The organism is Lysinibacillus sp. NPDC059133, assembly GCF_042755925.1.
In the GTDB taxonomy this organism is placed as follows: Bacteria; Bacillota; Bacilli; order Bacillales_A; family Planococcaceae; genus Lysinibacillus.
Window position 1 is genome coordinate 227241 of sequence record NZ_JBHZDH010000001.1, and the last position, 19432, is coordinate 246672.

Sequence of the window (19432 nt, forward strand, 5' to 3'; positions counted from 1 at the left end):
AGAAACCACAAAATTGGACAAAACACATTTTATGAACTAGTAAAGAGGGGAGCTGTTGTATGAAACGATTATTTGGAAGCTTTAAGGGTAAGCTCTACACGTTATTTGCTCTTATCTTACTAATCCCAGTTATTTCTGTAGGAAGCTTATCGTATCTTTCAGCAAAAAATTCGATAAAAGAAGAAATACTTTTTAGTGCGGATGAAAGTGTTAAAATTTTGAATACGTTAATTGATAGTGCTATTAGTACAAAAATGAATGAAATCGTTACTTTTAGCGAGGGAATAAATTCTTCTAAGTACGATCAGAAGGAAACTAAAATACTACCAAATTTTCAGGAATATATGAAGCTGAGTCCAGATGTTTTAAGCATTTATGTTGGAACAAATGACGGAACATTTATTCAAGAACCAAAAATAAATAGCGCGGATTATAATCCTTTAGAAAGGGATTGGTATAAAAAGGCTAAGGAATTAAAAGGCGAGACTCTAATTACGAATCCTTACATAGATGCAGGGACTGGAGATATGGTCGTAACAGTTGCTCGTCAGGTGAAAGATCAATCTGGGGTAGTGGCAATTGATTTAAAATTGACAGACCTTCAAAAAGTTTCAGATTCTATAAAAATCGGAAAAAAAGGATTTCCTTCTATTTTTGGTGACAATAATTTGGTCATTTCACATCCGACTTTAGAACCGGGTGGCGAATTAAAAGAAAGCTTCCTAGACAAAATATACGACGACAAATCGGGAACGTTTGAATATGTCTTTGACGGTGAAGACCGTATTATGTTCTATACAACAAATGAATTGACGAATTGGAAAATTACCGGCACAATTTTTGCGAAGGAAATTGACGAATCAGCATCACCTATTTTGAAAAGAACGTTTCTCGTACTAATTGCTGCGATTGTAATCAGTTCGATTGTTTTCTTTTTTGTCATGAAGGCCATTATAAAACCGATTAGATTACTAAAGGATAGTGCAGTAACCATTAGTAAAGGGGATTTAACAGAGAAAGTGACCATCACTTCTTATGACGAGATTGGACAGCTAGGGCAAGCCTTTAACGATATGCAAGACAGTTTAAGAACTCTTATTCAAAAAATTGAACAAAATGCTGAAGAGGTAGCATCGTCGGCAGAAGAGCTAACAGCCAATGCCACTCAAACGAGCACAGCGACAGAAAAGGTGGCCATTTCGATTCAAGATGTTGCTTCAAGCGCAGATACGCAAACGACGAGTGCCAATAAGAATGCAGAATCGTTACAGGAGCTTTCCAAGGCCATTCTTCATATCGCAGAGATCTCATCTACTGTGACCGATCTATCACAGCATGCAACGTTTCAAGCAGATGAAGGTGGACAGGCAGTTCAGGATACAAAAGATCAAATGCAATCTATTCATATTTCGGTGACCGATTCAAACACGAAAATTCAAACGCTACATGAACGCTCTAAGCAAATTACGTCCATTTTAGATGTGATTACAAGTATTGCAGATCAAACTAACTTACTTGCTCTTAATGCAGCGATTGAGGCAGCAAGAGCAGGAGAGCATGGAAAAGGCTTTGCAGTTGTTGCTGATGAAGTAAGAAAGCTGGCGGAGCAATCACAGGAATCTGCACAACAAATTTTTGAGCTAATCCATGGCATTCAGTTAGAAACAGAACAATCCGTAAACATCATGGCAAAAGTTACAGAGGATGTTCAAAATGGACTACATGTATCAGATGAAGCTATCACGAAATTCCAAGTGATTAAGACAAGCATGGATAAAATTACTCCTAAAATGGAAGAGGTATCTTCAGCCTCTGAACAAATGTCAGCAAGTGTACAAGAGGTGACAGCTGTTACGGAAGATTTGGCATTCTCAGCAAAAGGAAATGCAGCTGCCTCAGAGGATGTTGCAGCGTCTACAGAGGAACAATTGGCTTCGATGGAAGAAATTAATGCTTCTGCACAAGCTCTTGCACATATGGCAGACGAGCTAAAACAGCTAATTAGTCAATTTAAATATTAATAGAATCAGGCATAACAAAAAAACGCCATTCCGTTTGAGGAATGGCGTTTTTGAATAATTATCGATCTTCTTCCCAGCATTCTGTATTTTTCAATGTTGGGATTGATTTTGCATAAAATACAGGGTTTTTGCCAGTTTTCCGTTGCATAGTAAAGTCGTCTAAAACACGGAAGGCAATTTTACCAAGTAATATAATAATCGTAATATTGATTATAGCCATTAGTCCCATGAACAGATCTGCTAAGTTCCAAACAAGCTCTACTTGCGCAAGAGAACCAAACATAACCATTGCAAGAACTAAAATACGGTAGATAAACATCCAACTTTTATGAGCATTCATAAACTCAATATTAGATTCACCGTAATAGTAATTCCCGACAATAGAACTAAATGCAAAGAAAATAATAGAAATAGCGATAAAGTAAGGAGCCCAATCACCTACATGTACAGCTAAGGAATTTTGTGTAAGAACAATTCCATTACTTTCACCAGTATTATATAGACCCGCTAAAATAATGATAAACGCTGTTGCAGAACAAATCATAATTGTATCAAAAAATACACCTAAGCTTTGCACTAATCCTTGCTTTGCAGGGTGAGAGGTATTTGCTGTAGCGGCGGCATTAGGAACACTACCCATACCGGCTTCATTAGAAAATAAACCACGACGTACACCTTGCATAATAGCAGCTCCAATCGCACCACCAGCAGCTTCCTGAAGACCAAACGCTTCTGTGAAAATCAGTTTGAAAACGGCAGGTACTTCAGTCAGATTCGTTACAATAACAAAAAGGGCTACAGCTAAATAGAAAACTGCCATCACAGGTACAAGTACTTGCGTAACTTTTACGATTCTATGTACGCCACCAAAAATAATCATGGCCGTTAACACAACTAGAATAATACCAATGATAGTAGGATTAATATTAAATGCCTCACCTACAGAAGTTGCAATCGTATTCGATTGTACCGCATTAAATATAAAGCCAAAGCTTAACGTTAAAAGAATACCAAAAATAACCCCTAATTTACGTTGACCTAACGCTTTTTCCATATAATATGCTGGTCCACCACGGAACGTATCGCCATCCTTTACTTTGTACACCTGTGCAAGCGTACTTTCAATAAAGGCAGTCGCCATTCCTAAAATAGCAATAATCCACATCCAAAATACGGCTCCAGGTCCACCTACTCCAATTGCTAATGCAACGCCTGTGATATTACCTGTACCTACACGTGAGGCTGCGCTAATCGTAAAGGCTTGGAACGGAGAAACACCTGACTCTCCCTCTCTTTTTTCAACTATTAAACGAAACATTTCAGGGAAAAGTCGAATTTGGACAAATTTTGTTCCAAATGAAAAATACAATCCAGCAGCTATTAACAATGTAATAATGCAATATGTCCATAAAATATTATTAGTATCACCTACAATATTCGTTAACCATTCCATTTGCTTTCCTCCAATCTCAATACGCTTCAGTTTACACTGTTTTTTTGTAATATATCCATTTTTTGAAAATACTGAATTTTAGAAAATGATTTCATTACTAGATATTTTCCAATAGTAGAAGTATCTAGTTTGAATGCAAGTGCAGTAAAGGACTTACTTATACATTAGAATAGAAATAGATTATTGTGATGAACCATTTGTCGAAACTTTACAGCGAGAAAATAATATAATGATGTAATAGAAAAATGCATGTGTAATGAAAAGGAGATTAAGTATGGCATTTTATTTTCTTTTATATTGGCATTTTCTGCTGATGGATATGGTGATTATGATAGTTGCAGGAATTGTCACTTTTTTATTCCCTAAGTTTCCATCTATCGTTGTATTGATCATTAGTGGTTTAATGGGCTTTGTGTATTCTATATGCATTGATTTTAAGGATGGTATTTACTTTTTTATTAGTATAAATGTTGTTGTTGCTTCTATACCCATCTTATTAATTAGATATTTGTTATTTTTGAAAAGAAAAGCTGAAGAAATGGAAGTGGAATAAAGCTAGTAAAGTTTATTTTTTTTGAAAATTCCCTTATTTGCCCTTGGATTTTTAGTATAATAATTAAAATTAAAGGCTCATCACCAAAAGGTGGGTATGACGTTTGTTAAAACATATATCAACCGTATGTAGGTATGATGATAGTCAAATAAATAAATGGGGGAATATGCGTGAAAACAATTGGCATGATTGGCGGAATGAGCTGGGAGTCTTCTGCACAGTATTATCGTCTTATGAATGAAGAGGTTAAGCAACAATTAGGAGGCTTGCATTCAGCAAAATGCATTCTGTATAGTGTAGATTTTCAAGAAATTGAGCATTATCAAGCTGAGGGAGAGTGGGAGAAGGCTGGGCAAGTGCTGGGAGAAGCAGCGCAATCCCTAGAGAGTGCAGGGGCAGATTTTATTATCATTTGTACAAATACAATGCACAAGGTTATTGATATCATTGCGGCAAAGATCACAATACCGATTTTACATATAGCAGATGCGACTGCAAATCAAATAGAAAAAGCTAGTTTACAAAAAGTTGCCCTTCTTGGGACAAAGTACACGATGGAGCAAGATTTCTATAGAGCTAGAATAGAGGAATTTGGCATTGAAGTGCTTGTTCCACTTGCTAAGGAGCGCGCTGAGGTCAATCGTATCATTTATGAAGAATTATGCTTGGGTCGAATTGAACAAGCATCGAAGGACTATTATTTACAGGTGATAGAGAGTCTTGTGCAATCAGGAGCACAAGGAATTATATTAGGCTGTACAGAGATTGGATTACTTATTAAACAAGAAGATGTGAACGTACCTGTTTTTGATACAACAGTTTTACATGCACAGGCTGCTGTAAATATGGCGATTCATAAGGAGGACTAATATGCCAAAAAAAGTACGAGAAATGGGGATCGTCGTTGGCACGTTATCAACTGGTGAGAAAAATTGTATTACCGATGTAGCTGGCGTGCGTGTAGGTCATGTAACGCTCGATGAGAAAATGAATCAAGAAGGCGCTTATGCCTGTACAGGGGTAACAGCGATTTTACCGCATGATGGTAATTTATTTCAGCAAAAGGTTACTGCTGCAAGCTATGTGCTAAATGGTTTTGGGAAAACGACAGGGCTCGTTCAGGTGAATGAGCTAGGGGTTATTGAATCACCAATTATGCTCACGAATACATTTGGCGTTCCGGCTGTAACACAAGGAACGCTACAATTTATGCTAGATACGAATAGTGAAATAGGTCATTCAACAGGAACTATTAATATCGTAGTCGGGGAATGTAACGATAGCTATTTAAATTCTATTCGAGAATGTCCTATCACACCCGAGCATACTGTGGAAGCGATTCGCAAGGCATCAAATGAAACAGCGGAGGAAGGGGCAGTTGGTGCCGGAAAAGGAATGATGTGTTTTGGCTATAAAGGTGGGATTGGCTCATCTTCCCGAATCGTGACACACGCGTCAACAAACTATACGATAGGTTGTATGGTACTTAGTAATTTCGGACAAAGCTCAGAGTTTCTAGCTCATCAATATACTACTTCAAATGTTCAAAATGAATCGGCATTATCTCCGACAGATGGCTCCATTATCATCGTACTTGCCACAGACGCACCGCTTAGTAGTCGTCAGCTGACACGTGTTATTAAACGCTGTGGTATCGGACTGGGACGTACAGGCAGTCATTTTTCACATGGCAGCGGAGATATAGTTATTGGCTTTACAACAGCCCATCATATCGCTCACCAATCAGATCAGCTCGTCGAAACACGTACACAGCTACGTGAGGATCACCCTATCATGAATCAATTATTTGCAGCTGCTGCAGAAGCAACAGAGGAAGCCATTTTAAATTCACTATCTCAGGCACAGACTACTGTTGGTAGAAATGGACATAAAGTTGAAGCCTATCAATTTTAACTCTATGGATGATGGGATGTCATTAGATAACATTGTAGAGCAAATCAATTTTAGCCCATTACTACCAAATGATATACAAATGCAAACTATCTATAATTTTTCATTACGTCAGGAAACAAAAGATAATCGCAGTTCTATTTACTTTAATGCGAAACTTCATAATAGCATTATTCGAGTAAAACAATTTTTTTATGATTGGGCATTCCCTTTTATTTATGCAGATACGAATTTAATTAAACAAGGTAAGCCTTTTATCATTCATAATAGAGTAGGCTTTATTGGTATTGATTATAAAAATAATAAGGCATTAAGCTATTCTGTAGGATTTACAACTGTGGAGATATCGGTTTTTGAAGGTGATGCCACGGACGATGAGTTAATAGAATATCTTTCAAATTTAATGGTAATAAACCTTGAACTGTCACAAAAATCATTTGCTACTGTAAGTTATACAGCAAGATATGATCAAGGAAAATGGGGAGAAGATGAAGTAGCAAGGGTAAAATGGTTTAAACCTGAGATAATTAATTTGAAAAATACTTTCTCAGAGACATTATTAGATTATAAGCTAGACTCGGTTGGGATTGGTAAAGAAACGAATGAAGTTCAATTACTATATCGACAAAAAGAAAACCTTACTGATGGGTGTTGGATTTCAATAGCACCTCTTACTTTAGAACAAGATCTACCTAAAACTTTAGGAAGAAATATTGGAACTCGTCAAAAATGGAGATTTAGATTATTGAAAATTCCATATGAAAATAGAAAAATTGAAGTATATTATGGAGTTCAAGAAACTAAATATCCAGCAAGGTGGTTCTGGTTTAGCTTTGATAATAAAATTATTCAATGTCATATTCGTTCTTCCGTAAATGAAACCTCATCTTTAGTGCGTGAAATATTAATAAAAATACTATTTAGTTGGCTTGTTTAGTAGAAATAACTAGAAGAGTTTACCTTCATTTTGATCAATATCAAAATGGAGGTTTTTTTATTACCAATATAATTTGATTCAATTAACTAAGACTCATCACCGAAAGTTGTGGAAGACATTTGGAGTGGAGACTGGGCGACTCCTTAGGGATTATTAGCGTCACAGATGAAACCCTGCAGTCTAGTAATTCTGAAACAACGAAATGCTTATAAATATTTTCAATAATTAATCACTTTCTCTTGATTTAAAGATAATAACCTTTAATTAATATTTTACTTATAGATTATAATGTTATATGATGTAATCAAGAAAAATGAAAGAGGTAACAAATTGAAAAAACTAAACAAACAATCTTCCGTTCCTCTGTATATTCAATTGAAAGAAGTACTTACAGAATATATAGAGAAAAATATGACAATTGGGGAAGTTCTTCCAACAGAAAAAGAGCTAGAAAAACTTTATGGTGTTAGTAGAATGACAGTCCGAAATGCTATAGATGAATTACAAAGAAGTGGTGTTGTTGTTAAGCAACAAGGAAGAGGAACTTTTGTTAACAATAACAAAATGACACAAGATATTGGAACTATTTTTAGCTGGACTGAAGAAATGAGGATTAAGCAGAAAAAATCTTTAACTTTGGAAACAACTATTCAGGAAGTAGAACCCTCAAAAAAATTGCGTGACTCTTTAAAACTGGCACCAGACGAAAAAGTTGTATCTATTGCAAGGGTACGAGCAGTCGAAAATGAGCCAGTTGTTATAATGATTAATTATTTAAAAAACAAGTATGTCCCTAATTTAGAAAAAAATGGTCTGTCTTCTGATTCTTTATATAAGGATTTAGAGGAAATATACAACATTTTTTTAGAAAGTGCTGAGGAGGTTATAACAGCTAGGTCTGCTACCTCATATGAAGCAACTAAATTGAGGGTTCCGGAAGGCACTGCTGTCTTACATGTTAGAAGAACTTCATTCATAAAGAACAAAGTCCCTGTAGAAGTAGTAGATATGGTTGTACGTGGCGATAGATATGAGTATTTTGTTGAACTAGAAGGTCGAAGAAAAAAACACATCATTCCATAAACCTTAAGGAGAGATACAATGTTACCAATAAAATTTGAACAAATTGCATTAGATGTGGAGCTTACATCTCCCGAAGAAGCCATTCAATTTGCTGGAAATTTACTGCTTCAATCTAACAGTGTTGAACAAAGTTATGTAGAAGAAATGATTAATGGTTATAAAAAGTTCGGTTCCTATATTGTGTTAGCACCTAACATAGCTATTCCACACGCAAGACCTGAATTCGGGGTAAACGAACAATGTATAGCTTTTGTGAGAGTCAAAACTCCTCTATCTTTTGGACATCCACAAAATGATAACGTAAAACTTATTATTCCGATTGGGGGTGTAGACAAACAATTTCACTTAGATATGTTAAGAGATTTAAGCGCCGTCTTGATGAATGAAGATAAAGTAACTAGGTTAAAAGAGTCAACTGACACAATGGAAATCTATAATATATTGAAAGGAGCTAGCTAAAATGTTTATTTTGACTGTTTGTGGGATGGGGTTTGGAACAAGTTTAATGTTACTAATGGAAATTCAAGATTTAGGAAATAAAAATGGTTTTACAATTGAGGGAGAAGCTACCGATTTAAGTTCTGCAAAAGGGAAAAACGCCGATTTGATAGTAGCATCAAGCGAAATAGCACAAGAACTTGAAAATAATGATATACCTGTAGTATCCATCATTAATTTACTGGATAAAAATGAAATTGAAGAAAAAGTACTGCCATATATTATGCAAATCCATACACGAGGAGGATAAAAAATGCTAAGTTTTATTACTGGAGTTTTATCAACCCCTGCCTTTATTTTAGGAATAATCGCAGCTATTGGACTAATAGCCCTCAAAAAATCTGGATCTGATATTATTAAAGGAACTTTAAAAACTATTTTTGGCTTCATCATGCTACAACAAGGGGCAAGCATCATTGTAAATAGCTTAGTGCCATTTAGCCAAATGTTTGAAAGCGCTTTCAATTTAACTGGCGTTATAGCAGAAGATAATGCTATAGCTGCTGCTGTGCAAAATGTTCTTGGAACAGAAACTTCTTTAATCCTAGTTTTTGGTTTTATCGTCAACGTTATACTAGCCAGAATAACAAAATGGAAATATATCTTTTTAACTGGCCATATGATGTTCTCTTTCGCTGCGACAATGGCAATCGTTTTTGATCAAATGGGTATTCACGGATGGAAAGCTATTCTACTAGGTTCATTAATTCAAGGGATTTCCAGTGTGCTATTTCCTGCATTAGCACAACCTTTCGTAAGAAAAGTAACTAATAACGATAGTGTAGGATTTGGATTTTGGGGGAGTTCCCTTGTTTGGATAAGTGGTTGGATTGGTGGGAAATTGGGGAATAAAGAACATTCGGCTGAGAACATGAATGTTCCAAAGCAGTTAGATTTCTTGAAAGAAATGTCAATTTTAATGGGAATTGTTATGTCTGTTATTTATTTGATCACTTCATTCTTTGTCGACACTAAACTTATGAATGAGCTTTCGGGTGGTCAAAATATTGCTCTCTTCGCAATCATGCAAGCGTTTACATTTGTTGTCGGTATTCTTGTATTATTACAAGGAGTTAGAATGTTCCTAGGTGAGCTAGTACCTGCTTTCAAAGGAATTAGCGAAAAACTTGTTCCAGGTGCAAAACCAGCACTAGATATCCCTATTTTCTATTCTTTTGCACCAACAGCAACGACTATCGGATTTTTATTTGCCTTAATAGGTGGATTGGGGGCAACACTCATTTCTACTATGCTACCTGTTGTGGTCTTACCTTCCGTGATTGGTTTATTCTTTATGGGAGGAGCTGCAGGTGTATTCGGGAATGCAATGGGGGGACGTCGTGGTGCCGTAATTGCTGGAGTGGTACTAGGATTTACATTTCAAATGATAGTGGCCTTAGCTTATCCAATTATTGATTTGAGCGGTTATGGCATAAGCGGATTGTGGTTTGCTTCTACGGATGCTATCGTCGTCACTTTACTTATTAGATTAATCGGCACCCTGTTTGGTATAGCAATATAAGATCCAAAGGAGTGATAAATATGACTGACAAAATTAGAACTGTTTTAGGAGATATTGGCAAAGAAGCACTAGGGTTTACTTATACCCATGAACATTTATGGTGTTGTCCTCCTCCACAACAAAAAGACCGTGACTTCGAACTAACAAATTACGAAGCTTCTCTGGAAGAATTAAAAACATTTAAAAAAATCGGGGGTGAAACTTTGGTAGATGCTTCTACGCTCGACTATGGAAGAGATGGTAATATACTTAAAAAAATGGCTGAGGAAAGCGGCATTAATGTATTAGGGGTCACGGGTTTCAATAAACATATCTATTTTGATGATTGGGTTGAAACAGAAAGTATCGATCAAATTGTAGATAGATTAGTTCAAGATATACAAGTTGGAATGGATGGATCCGATGCAAAAGCTGGAATATTAAAGGCTGGATCATGGTATAACGTTATACATCCACTGGAAGAAAAAATAACACGAGCTGTCGGAAGAGCCCAAAAAATAACTAGTGCTCCTGTATGGTTACATACTGAATCCGGAACACTGGGAGTAGAAATGTTAGATATTTTAGAGGAAGAAGGGGTAGACTTGCATCTGGTTGCTGTAGGACATAGCGATAGAAATGCTGATCCTTATTATCACTTAAATATTTTAGAACGCGGATCCTATATCCAATTCGATGGACCCGGGAAAGTCAAATATTATCCAGATAATATTAGAATAGATTTAATTAAAAATGTTCTAGCACATGGATATGGTCATAAATTACTCATATCAGGAGATATGGGGAGACAAAGCTATTTACATGCTTATGGTGGAGGTCCTGGTTTTAAATATATTAAACAAAAATTCATTCCTAGAATGTTGAACGAACGAATTTCCCAACATGCTATTAATCAAATCTTCTATACAAATCCAGCTGATTGGTTAGCGAAATTTTAGGAGTGATTAAATGAAACTTGATAATTTAATGGCAATAATAAGAGATGTTTCGCCAAATGATATTGTTCCAATAGTTCAGGCCTTACTTGATGAAGGGATAAAGAATTTAGAAGTCTCATTAAGTAATGAAACGTTGGGTATAGGATGTATTGAAAATTTAGCCTCTCATTTTACACCACAACAAATTTATTTAGGAGCAGGTACTGTTCTAAATGAAGAACAGTTGTATTCAGTAAAAAATGCTGGAGTTCAGTATATTATTACGCCTGGTTGGAATAAAGAACTAGTGAAGAAAGCTTTAAAAACAGATTTAACAGTATATCCAGGAGTTTATACTCCTGGAGAAATTGCCGAAGCTTTAGAACTGAACATTGACTACCTTAAGCTATTCCCTATAAACGGTCTCAATGAGAATTATTTAAAAGCTATTAGAGGTCCGTTTCCAAAGGTAAATATTATGGCTGTTGGTGGAGTTACGCCGGAAAATATTAAATTCTACAAAAAATTAGGTATACATCACTTTGGGATTGGCAGTGAACTAGTTCCTAGAGGAGCAACTCAAAATGATATCCCTGTTATTAAAAGTAATGCTAAATTATTTATTAGTTCAATAAAGAAAGCGAATGAAATTGATGGGAAATCAACCGAAACTAATGATTAATATGACACGAGACGAAGTAAAAAAGAGTTTAGCTGAATTTCCAGTTGTAATATTACCTTTAGGTGCAACTGAACAACACGGTCACCATTTACCTTTAGGTGTAGATATTTACCTCTCCGAATATTTTTCGAAGGAAGTAGCCAAAGCAACTGGTGCTCTTGTAGCACCAACACTTCCTTTTGGCTATTCATGGGTTTGGAGAGATATTCCCGGAACTATATCGCTACAACAAGATTTAGTAGAAGCTGTTATCAAAGATGTTGCTCATAGCGTATCACGTTATGGAGGAAAGATGCTTGTTTTAATAAATGGGCATGATTCTAACAACTCATCTATGAAGTATGCAGTTAGAGAGTTGGATGAAGAGCTTGATATGCCAGTCATTTACCTCTTCTATCCTCGATTGAGAGAAGTAATTAAAGAAGTATGTGAGTCTCCAACTTGGAATGGTATGATTCATGCGTGCGAGTTTGAGACCTCATTAATGCTCCATGTTAATGAAGCACTAGTTGATATGGACAAAACTGTTAAGGAATATCCTGAAACACCAAATCTCTACGGAGCATCTACAATTTCACTTGGTGATTTAAGTAAAAGTGGTGTATTCGGAGATGCCACTCTTGCTACAAAAGACAAAGGTAAGAAGATGGCAGAAATATTTACTGATAAAATGATTAAACTAGTAAATGAAGGCTATAAAGAATTTGTTATAAGAGAATAATAGTGTGCATACAAAAAGACCTCAGATAAATTTCATAGAGATATAATCTGTTAAACTACTGACCTAGAGCAGCTTCAAACTGTTCGTAAAATGGTAATTTCACTATATCATATTCGACCTTGCGAAAAAATGAATATTTCGTTAGGTCTTTTTTGTGCGAAAATTTATCTGAAATCACTTGAGGTAAGAAAGCACCCAGTCGGAGCGGAAAATTAACCCATGTTATGGTGATGAGCTCTAACTAAGGAAATCCTTGAAGATGCTTATTCGTCATTTTTTATTATATTTCGGTAATCTTCTACCCTATCCATGAATAAAATCTTAAATAGGTGAAAAAACATTGTCTTTCGACTGCTTGCATCAATTATTTGGCGTATGTTGTTTGAAAAGAAGAAAATAGCTATTACTCTGTCATATTTCTTTTTTTATCTGGTCAATAAATTTAAGGTATGATACATTCGATAAAACTGAATTATCTAAAAATTTTATCGAAACCTGAAATTGGAGGTGTGACCTATACATGACACCATTTTTCAACCCATTGAGGTAGATAAAACTTCAATGAGGGCATCAACACCAACAATTTGTGAAAATGGCGAACCGATCATTCAAATTGGAGAAGAACATTCAAGAATTTTTATTGAGCCAATTTACTATCATCAAAAAATACTAAACAGTTTACAAGTTATTTATTTACGTCAGGGTGTATATGAGCGATTAACACAAGCGCTGTTATTATTACCTAAAAATTTTAGTCTTATCTTATATGATGGCTATCGTCCATTCCAAGTGCAGCAATTTTTGTTTGCGAATTTTTTAAGGCAAATAGCACAACTTTTTCCTCATATTACTGAGCAAGAGGTTGTAAGAGAAACGCGTAAGTATGACGCTATTTTGAACAACATCCAGAGGAAGATTGGGAAGCTTGTGTTCATCGGCGTCTTCTGTATAACTGTTTGACAATGGTTGGCTTTACGAATTATTCAGAGGAATGGTGGCATTACGATTTTAATAATGTTTCATGAGGAAGACGTGTAGGTGCGCAAGAAGCTAGTTATGGAGCTGTGGAAGCAATGATCAAAGACAATAAAGTAAAGGAGTTTCGATTTCTATGAAGGTCTATATTAGTGCAGATATTGAAGGGATTACTGGCACAACTGCTTGGAGTGAGACGGAGCTAAACGCGCCAGATTATCAGTTTTTTCAAAAGCAAATGACAAAGGAAGTAGAAGCCGCTATTGAGGGGGCTATTCTTGGTGGAGCAACCGAAATTTTATTAAAGGATGCTCATGATTCAGCACGTAATCTTGATATATCTAATTTACCAGTAAACTGCAAGGTTATTCGAGGTTGGACGTATGACCCGATGTGTATGGTTGCGGGACTTGATAAGAGCTTTGATCGCGCCATTTTTATTGGCTATCACAGTAAAGGGGGAAGTGCGCGGAATCCTTTAGCACATACACTTTGTGTTTTTGCGGATGTGAAAATTAATGGGGAGTACGTGAGTGAATTTTTAATTAATACGTACGCGGCTGCTTTGCATGGTGTTCCAGTTTCGTTTGTTAGTGGAGATGTGGGGTTAACAGAGGAAATTCAATCGATCAATGATCATATCATCACATTTGCCACAAAAGAAGGGATAGGAAATGCGACCATTAGCGTGAGTCCACAGCTGACGATTATGGAAACAAAACGACTTGTTGAGGACTCGATGAAGGTGGCACGTGAAGATTTACAAGTGACATTACCAGAGCGCTTTGTAGTGGAAATCATTTATCGTGATCATACGCGGGCATATCGAAACTCGTTCTATCCGAATGCTACGTTTAAACCACATAATACAGTGGAATTCGTAACGGATGATTTTTATGAGGTGCTTCGAATTTTACAGTTCTTAACATAAGCAACGAAAAGGTAGGTGAATGAATGAAAATAAAAAATATTATCGTAGGGAAAGTAGAGGCACCACTTATAACACCGTTTAAAACAGCTTTAAGAACAGTGCATAGCATTCACAATATTGCTGTCTATGTCCATGCAGATAATGGGCAAATAGGCATCGGTGAAGCGGCACCGACCGCAGCCATTACTGGTGAAACACTAGGGTCTATTTCTCACGCTATAGAAGAGTATATTAAGCCAGCTATTATCGGAATGGATATTGAAGAATTGACAGAAATCATGGAGCGAATTGACAACAGTATTTATCAAAACACCAGTGCAAAAGCTGCGGTAGATATGGCGATTTATGATTTGTTTGCTAAACGCTATCAAACACCGCTGTATAAATTATTAGGGGGCTATCGGAAAGAATTAATAACAGATATTACGATAAGTGTAAATGATGCTGAAGAAATGGTGAAGGATAGTATAGCCGCTGTACAACGAGGTTTTCAAATTTTAAAAATCAAGGTGGGGAAAGATCCAGCAGGTGATGTAAAGCGAGTTATTGCCATTCGTGATGCAGTTGGACACGCCATAACATTACGAGTGGACGCGAATCAGGGCTGGACACCGAAGCAAGCTGTACAAATTATTGGTGCACTGGAAGATGCAGGTGCAAATGTTGAATTGGTTGAGCAGCCTGTTTATTGCCATGATCTAGTAGGAATGCAATTCGTGACGGCTAATACACTAACAAATATTTTGGCAGATGAAAGTGTTTTCTCTGCAAAAGATGCCTATACAATTATTGAAAAGCGAGCTGCGGATTTGATTAATATTAAGCTCATGAAAACAGGAGGCATTTATCAAGCACAGAAAATATGCCATATTGCGGAGGCAAACGACATACCATGCATGATTGGCTGTATGCTAGAGACAAAAATTAGCGTAAGTGCCGCTGCACATTTTGCCGCATCACAGAAAAATATCACGATGATAGATTTAGATGGACCTAGTTTATGTTTGAAAGATCCTATTGCCGGTGGGCCAATATTTGAAAATGAACGCATTAGGATGACGGATGCAGCTGGGATAGGATTTTCATAATTTAGGTTAGTAGGGAAGGTCTCATTCCCCACTGATTGTTAGTCTTCACCAAAATGGTTTTTACGGGCAGTTGATCTCCCCACTTATATGTTTTGAATCTTGAAGTGGGCGTCTTGTACCTGACGCTTTCGCTGACGGTACAGATCAATTTCTGCCAGTTTATGCGAGATAAATTAGATTACTAGGGGGATGCTTATGATGAAAAGGTATTGGTTGCTTCTCGCGAGTCTTGTCGTAATGCTTTGTGCAGCCTGTAGTGACGATTCTTCAAATGAAAAAAAATCAGAGTATCGTGTTGTTTATTCGGGGGAAATAAAAACGTTAAATTACTTAAAGACCTCTGAAACCAATGAGTTTGCTGTAGCAGCGAACTTGATTGATGGATTAATTGAGTATGATAAGTATGGTGTTGTACAACCAAGCATAGCCAAAGAATGGTCATCAAATGACGATGCTACCGTTTGGACGTTCAAGCTTCGTGACGATGCAAAGTGGATGACACATGACGGTAAAGAGTATGCAGATGTTGTTGCTCAAGATTTTGTAGATGGCTTACATTATGTGCTTGATGCAAAAAATGAATCATCAACAGCTTGGATTGCGACGGTCGTAAAAAATGGGGAAGCCTTCTATAACGGTGATATGACAGATTTTACGAAGGTTGGCATAAAGGCAATAGATAAACATACAGTAGAATACACTTTGGAAACGCCTACACCTTATTTCCTTTCTATGTTGAACTATGTCTGCTTCTTCCCGGTTAATGGTAAGTTTATAGCAGAAAAAGGTGATAGTTTTGGTACAACGCGTGAAAATTTCCTTTATAATGGATCCTTTATTTTAGATAAATTTGAACCGCAAAATGAGCGAGTACTTGTGAAAAATGATAAATATTGGGATAAAGAAAACGTACTGATTGATCGTATTCGCTATAAATACAATAAAGAAGCGGCTACAGTAGAACCAGAATTATTTTTACGAGGAGAAGTCGATTCAGCGAGTATTCCAACTTCTATTATTGATGAGTGGTTTAAAGACGAAAAGAAAAAATCACAAATACGACAAACACAAAATAACTTCTATACGTATTTCTATGCATTAAACTTTAACCCACAATTTGATGCGGAATATGAGCCTGAAAATTGGAAGAAAGCGGTCAATAATAAAGATTTCCGAAAATCATTGTTCCATGCGCTCGACCGTGTATCTGCAATGCTAACTTTAGAACCTTATAATCCAAAAGATTTGCTTAGCAACACAATTACTCCTAAAAACTTTGTCAATGTGGAGGGGGTTGACTATACACAGTTAGCACCGTTAGCTGATATTTCAAAAAATGACTCCTTCAACAAGGAGAAGGCATTGGAATATAAGGAAAAAGCGAAAAAAGCGCTAGAAGGAAAAGTAACTTTCCCAATAAAAGTGTTAATGCCTTATAACTCCGGCGGTCCAGATTGGGCAAATCGTTCACAAGTAGTTGAACAACAGCTTGAAAAATTATTAGGTACTGATTATGTAGACATTATTATAGAAGCAGGACCATCAACAGGCTTTTTATCAGAGGTTCGTAAACCTGGTAAATTTGCATTACTAGAAGCAAACTGGGGTCCAGACTACGCTGATCCTTCAACGTATACGGATCCATTCACTGCAGACGGTACTTATAATAAACCAGAGCTAGCTGAAGGTTATACAGAAGCAAATGGAAAATCAAAATATCAAAACTTAGTGGACGAAGCAAAAGCGACAATCGATGCAGCCAAACGTTATGAATTGTTTGCTAAAGCAGAAGCGTTCTTAATTGATGAGGCATTTGTCATCCCTTATTCAGTAGGTGGTAGTGGCTATGTTGCTTCTAAATTAAATCCATTTGAGGCGCAATATTCTCCATTTGGCGTGACTTCCGAGAAATTTAAAGGTCAGCATATTTTAGACAAACCAATGAGTAACGATGAGTTTAAAGAAGCTTTAGCGAAGTGGGAGCAAGAACGTGCGGATGCGTTAGCTAAAGCGGCGAAATAATTGAAAATTCAATCATTTTTATCTTTGTCCCCATGATTGTTAGTTGAAACAATCGGACTTTAGGGTAGTTAATGCTGAAAAAAACATAATTGCTCCATTCAATTTAAATGTTCAAAAGCAATGCGTATTGATGAAGGAGATACCGAAAAAGAAAAGTCGGGATCTCCTTTAGTCTTTCTGAAGAAGGAGGATGAAGTGATGCTATGGTATATAGGTAAACGTTTATTACAATCAGTTTTAACACTGTTTATTATTATTACGATTGTTTTTTTATTATTACGATTAATGCCTGAAGAAGGTTATTTAGGAGCAGCAGCGAATAAGATGTCACCTGCTCAACAAGAGATATATTTAACGAATTTAGGTTTGCGTGACCCATTACTTGTACAATTGGGGAACTTTTACACGAATCTGTTTCAAGGTGATTTAGGTAAATCCGTTACATATCGTACAGATGTACCAGTCGTCACGATTATTGCAGATAAGATTATGTATTCCTTGTTATTTGGTTTAGGTGCGGTTTTACTATCTCTTCTAATTGGGGTTCCGCTCGGAATATTGATGGCCCAAATGAAGGGGCGCTGGTTGGACCGTTTGGGAACTGGCTATATTGTCATTGTTGTTGCAGTGCCAGCCGCCGTTTATTATTTAGTCATTCAAATGTATATTACGGAAATTTTTCATTTACCAATGCTTTTTGATGAGTATAATCCCATTACTTGGATTTTACCACTAATATCAATGGCACTAGCGCCGACTGCTTCCTATGCCATGTGGATGCGCCGTTATATGGTGGATGAACTAAACAAAGATTATATTAAGCTAGCGAGAGCAAAAGGAGTTAAAGAGCGTACATTAATGTTTAAACATGTACTACGAAACGCTTTTATTCCGATGGCACAGTATTTACCAGCAACTATTCTTTTTACTATTACAGGTTCCATCTACATTGAATCCTTATACTCCATTCCTGGGATGGGGGGCTTACTCGTAGATGCTATACAGCGACAGGATAATACGATTGTACAAGGCTTAGTGCTTGTTTTCTCTTCACTTGGAATTATCGGACTCATTTTAGGTGATATTGCAATGGCCCTTGTTGATCCACGGATTAAATTAGGGAAAGGGGAGAGTGTACGTTAATGGGAATGTATTCTGAAGAAATAAACAATATATCAAACAAATCACGTGAAACATTGTTCGAGTTTGCGGAAGTAGATGAACGTCAAGCTGAAGAAACAGCCTATTCTAATTATTCCTATTGGCGTTCAACATGGAAATCCTTTTTGAAAAATCGCATCGCTGTCTTTTTATTAGTTGGCGTCCTTATTATCGTAGGTTTCACCATTTTACAGCCATATTTACCAGCGCAAAAATCACCGACTGAAATATATTTAGATGAGCAGACAGGCCTCCAAGCACGTAATATTGCACCAAATGCAGAATTTTGGTTTGGGACAAATTCCATAGGGCAGGATTTATGGTCACGTATTTGGGCAGGGACAAGAACCTCGTTATTTATTGGCTGTGTCGTTGCTTTAGTAGAGGCTATCGTTGGTATTACAGTCGGTACACTTTGGGGCTTTTCGCGTAAATTAGAGTTACCCATCACACAGCTTTACAACGTCGTTGATAACATACCGACGACCATCGTACTTATTTTAATGTCCTATATTTTGCGACCAAGTATTTCAACGATTATTATTGCCATGTGTATTACTGGCTGGGTAGAAATGGCAAGGTTTATACGCAATCAAATTGTGATTTTACGAGATCGTGAATATAACTTAGCCTCAAAATGTTTAGGAACACCTGATTACCGAATTATCTTAAAAAATCTATTACCCTATCTCATTTCTGTCATTATGCTACGAATGAGTTTAGCTATACCATTTGCAATAGGCTCGGAAGTCTTTTTAACATACATCGGATTAGGACTACCGATTAGTGAGCCTTCTTTAGGAAATTTAATCAATGAAGGCCGCGTGCTCATGATGTCTCCAGAATTAAGATATCAGCTTATTTTCCCAAGTATTGTATTAAGCATCATTACGATTGCATTTTATATTATAGGAAATTCATTTGCAGATGCAGCAGATCCGAAAAATCACGTATAAA

At 36.5% G+C, this 19432-nt stretch carries 19 protein-coding genes; 18 read left to right on the plus strand and 1 reads right to left on the minus strand.

Going from position 1 to position 19432, the window contains the following annotated elements:
- The first annotated feature begins 59 nt into the window (after positions 1 to 59).
- The gene (locus tag ACFXN8_RS01105; RefSeq protein ID WP_386842092.1) at positions 60 to 2021 is read left to right on the plus strand and encodes a methyl-accepting chemotaxis protein; all 1962 of its coding nucleotides are present in this window, start codon (positions 60 to 62) and stop codon (positions 2019 to 2021) included.
- Positions 2022 to 2079: 58 nt separating this feature from the next.
- Here ACFXN8_RS01105 and ACFXN8_RS01110 read toward each other — a convergent pair whose 3' ends face one another.
- Positions 2080 to 3474, minus strand: a complete 1395-nt coding sequence (locus ACFXN8_RS01110; protein WP_386842094.1) for an alanine/glycine:cation symporter family protein — start codon at positions 3472 to 3474, stop codon at positions 2080 to 2082.
- A 274-nt stretch (positions 3475 to 3748) separates the two neighbouring features.
- Between ACFXN8_RS01110 and ACFXN8_RS01115 the strand changes: the two genes are divergently transcribed.
- The 17 genes from ACFXN8_RS01115 (at position 3749) to ACFXN8_RS01195 (ending at position 19431) form a co-directional block, all read left to right on the plus strand.
- Complete coding sequence (locus tag ACFXN8_RS01115) at positions 3749 to 4027, plus strand: hypothetical protein (protein WP_386842096.1); 279 nt, start codon at positions 3749 to 3751, stop codon at positions 4025 to 4027.
- Positions 4028 to 4197: 170 nt separating this feature from the next.
- Positions 4198 to 4896 carry an aspartate/glutamate racemase family protein gene (locus ACFXN8_RS01120; protein ID WP_386842098.1) on the plus strand — a complete coding sequence of 233 codons (699 nt, stop codon included), beginning with the start codon at positions 4198 to 4200 and terminating at the stop codon, positions 4894 to 4896.
- Between the two features lies 1 nt (position 4897).
- Entirely contained in the window at positions 4898 to 5941 is a 1044-nt protein-coding gene (locus ACFXN8_RS01125) for a DmpA family aminopeptidase (RefSeq protein ID WP_386842100.1), read from the plus strand.
- Between the two features lie 16 nt (positions 5942 to 5957).
- Complete coding sequence (locus ACFXN8_RS01130) at positions 5958 to 6875, plus strand: hypothetical protein (RefSeq protein WP_386842102.1); 918 nt, start codon at positions 5958 to 5960, stop codon at positions 6873 to 6875.
- 330 nt (positions 6876 to 7205) lie between these two features.
- Positions 7206 to 7958, plus strand: a complete 753-nt coding sequence (locus tag ACFXN8_RS01135) for a GntR family transcriptional regulator (RefSeq protein ID WP_386842104.1) — start codon at positions 7206 to 7208, stop codon at positions 7956 to 7958.
- An 18-nt stretch (positions 7959 to 7976) separates the two neighbouring features.
- The gene (locus ACFXN8_RS01140; RefSeq protein WP_386842106.1) at positions 7977 to 8417 is read left to right on the plus strand and encodes a PTS sugar transporter subunit IIA; all 441 of its coding nucleotides are present in this window, start codon (positions 7977 to 7979) and stop codon (positions 8415 to 8417) included.
- A 1-nt stretch (position 8418) separates the two neighbouring features.
- The gene (locus tag ACFXN8_RS01145; protein ID WP_370044906.1) at positions 8419 to 8706 is read left to right on the plus strand and encodes a PTS sugar transporter subunit IIB; all 288 of its coding nucleotides are present in this window, start codon (positions 8419 to 8421) and stop codon (positions 8704 to 8706) included.
- Between the two features lie 3 nt (positions 8707 to 8709).
- The gene (locus tag ACFXN8_RS01150) at positions 8710 to 9978 is read left to right on the plus strand and encodes a PTS ascorbate transporter subunit IIC (RefSeq protein WP_386842108.1); all 1269 of its coding nucleotides are present in this window, start codon (positions 8710 to 8712) and stop codon (positions 9976 to 9978) included.
- 20 nt (positions 9979 to 9998) lie between these two features.
- Positions 9999 to 10916 (plus strand): phosphotriesterase family protein, encoded by a 918-nt coding sequence (locus tag ACFXN8_RS01155; RefSeq protein WP_386842110.1) that lies wholly within the window; start codon positions 9999 to 10001, stop codon positions 10914 to 10916.
- A 10-nt stretch (positions 10917 to 10926) separates the two neighbouring features.
- On the plus strand, positions 10927 to 11577 hold the full coding sequence (locus tag ACFXN8_RS01160) for a bifunctional 4-hydroxy-2-oxoglutarate aldolase/2-dehydro-3-deoxy-phosphogluconate aldolase (protein ID WP_386842112.1): 651 nt from the start codon (positions 10927 to 10929) through the stop codon (positions 11575 to 11577).
- Positions 11549 to 12298 carry a creatininase family protein gene (locus ACFXN8_RS01165; RefSeq protein WP_386842159.1) on the plus strand — a complete coding sequence of 250 codons (750 nt, stop codon included), beginning with the start codon at positions 11549 to 11551 and terminating at the stop codon, positions 12296 to 12298. Before ACFXN8_RS01160 ends, ACFXN8_RS01165 begins: the two co-directional genes overlap by 29 nt.
- Positions 12299 to 12859: 561 nt before the next feature.
- Positions 12860 to 13258 carry a M15 family metallopeptidase domain-containing protein gene (locus tag ACFXN8_RS01170; RefSeq protein WP_386842114.1) on the plus strand — a complete coding sequence of 133 codons (399 nt, stop codon included), beginning with the start codon at positions 12860 to 12862 and terminating at the stop codon, positions 13256 to 13258.
- 151 nt (positions 13259 to 13409) lie between these two features.
- A complete protein-coding gene (locus tag ACFXN8_RS01175; RefSeq protein ID WP_386842116.1) occupies positions 13410 to 14204 on the plus strand; it encodes a M55 family metallopeptidase in 795 nt (264 codons plus the stop codon).
- Between the two features lie 23 nt (positions 14205 to 14227).
- Positions 14228 to 15292, plus strand: a complete 1065-nt coding sequence (locus ACFXN8_RS01180; protein ID WP_386842118.1) for a dipeptide epimerase — start codon at positions 14228 to 14230, stop codon at positions 15290 to 15292.
- Positions 15293 to 15490: 198 nt separating this feature from the next.
- Positions 15491 to 17314 carry a peptide ABC transporter substrate-binding protein gene (locus ACFXN8_RS01185; protein ID WP_386842161.1) on the plus strand — a complete coding sequence of 608 codons (1824 nt, stop codon included), beginning with the start codon at positions 15491 to 15493 and terminating at the stop codon, positions 17312 to 17314.
- A 198-nt stretch (positions 17315 to 17512) separates the two neighbouring features.
- Positions 17513 to 18457, plus strand: coding sequence for an ABC transporter permease (locus ACFXN8_RS01190; RefSeq protein WP_386842120.1), 945 nt, complete (start codon positions 17513 to 17515; stop codon positions 18455 to 18457).
- On the plus strand, positions 18457 to 19431 hold the full coding sequence (locus ACFXN8_RS01195) for an ABC transporter permease (protein WP_376072050.1): 975 nt from the start codon (positions 18457 to 18459) through the stop codon (positions 19429 to 19431). The genes ACFXN8_RS01190 and ACFXN8_RS01195 overlap by 1 nt, the downstream gene beginning before the upstream one ends.
- Position 19432: the final 1 nt, after the last annotated feature.

Bases quoted from the DNA above. Each gene is read 5' to 3' on its own strand.
- ACFXN8_RS01105 (WP_386842092.1), top strand. From the start codon at position 60: ATGAAACGATTATTTGGAAGCTTTAAGGGTAAGCTCTACACGTTATTT.
- ACFXN8_RS01110 (WP_386842094.1), bottom strand. From the start codon at position 3,474: ATGGAATGGTTAACGAATATTGTAGGTGATACTAATAATATTTTATGG.
- ACFXN8_RS01115 (WP_386842096.1), top strand. From the start codon at position 3,749: ATGGCATTTTATTTTCTTTTATATTGGCATTTTCTGCTGATGGATATG.
- ACFXN8_RS01125 (WP_386842100.1), top strand. From the start codon at position 4,898: ATGCCAAAAAAAGTACGAGAAATGGGGATCGTCGTTGGCACGTTATCA.
- ACFXN8_RS01130 (WP_386842102.1), top strand. From the start codon at position 5,958: ATGTCATTAGATAACATTGTAGAGCAAATCAATTTTAGCCCATTACTA.
- ACFXN8_RS01140 (WP_386842106.1), top strand. From the start codon at position 7,977: ATGTTACCAATAAAATTTGAACAAATTGCATTAGATGTGGAGCTTACA.
- ACFXN8_RS01145 (WP_370044906.1), top strand. From the start codon at position 8,419: ATGTTTATTTTGACTGTTTGTGGGATGGGGTTTGGAACAAGTTTAATG.
- ACFXN8_RS01150 (WP_386842108.1), top strand. From the start codon at position 8,710: ATGCTAAGTTTTATTACTGGAGTTTTATCAACCCCTGCCTTTATTTTA.
- ACFXN8_RS01155 (WP_386842110.1), top strand. From the start codon at position 9,999: ATGACTGACAAAATTAGAACTGTTTTAGGAGATATTGGCAAAGAAGCA.
- ACFXN8_RS01160 (WP_386842112.1), top strand. From the start codon at position 10,927: ATGAAACTTGATAATTTAATGGCAATAATAAGAGATGTTTCGCCAAAT.
- ACFXN8_RS01165 (WP_386842159.1), top strand. From the start codon at position 11,549: ATGGGAAATCAACCGAAACTAATGATTAATATGACACGAGACGAAGTA.
- ACFXN8_RS01170 (WP_386842114.1), top strand. From the start codon at position 12,860: ATGAGGGCATCAACACCAACAATTTGTGAAAATGGCGAACCGATCATT.
- ACFXN8_RS01175 (WP_386842116.1), top strand. From the start codon at position 13,410: ATGAAGGTCTATATTAGTGCAGATATTGAAGGGATTACTGGCACAACT.
- ACFXN8_RS01180 (WP_386842118.1), top strand. From the start codon at position 14,228: ATGAAAATAAAAAATATTATCGTAGGGAAAGTAGAGGCACCACTTATA.
- ACFXN8_RS01185 (WP_386842161.1), top strand. From the start codon at position 15,491: ATGAAAAGGTATTGGTTGCTTCTCGCGAGTCTTGTCGTAATGCTTTGT.
- ACFXN8_RS01190 (WP_386842120.1), top strand. From the start codon at position 17,513: ATGCTATGGTATATAGGTAAACGTTTATTACAATCAGTTTTAACACTG.
- ACFXN8_RS01195 (WP_376072050.1), top strand. From the start codon at position 18,457: ATGGGAATGTATTCTGAAGAAATAAACAATATATCAAACAAATCACGT.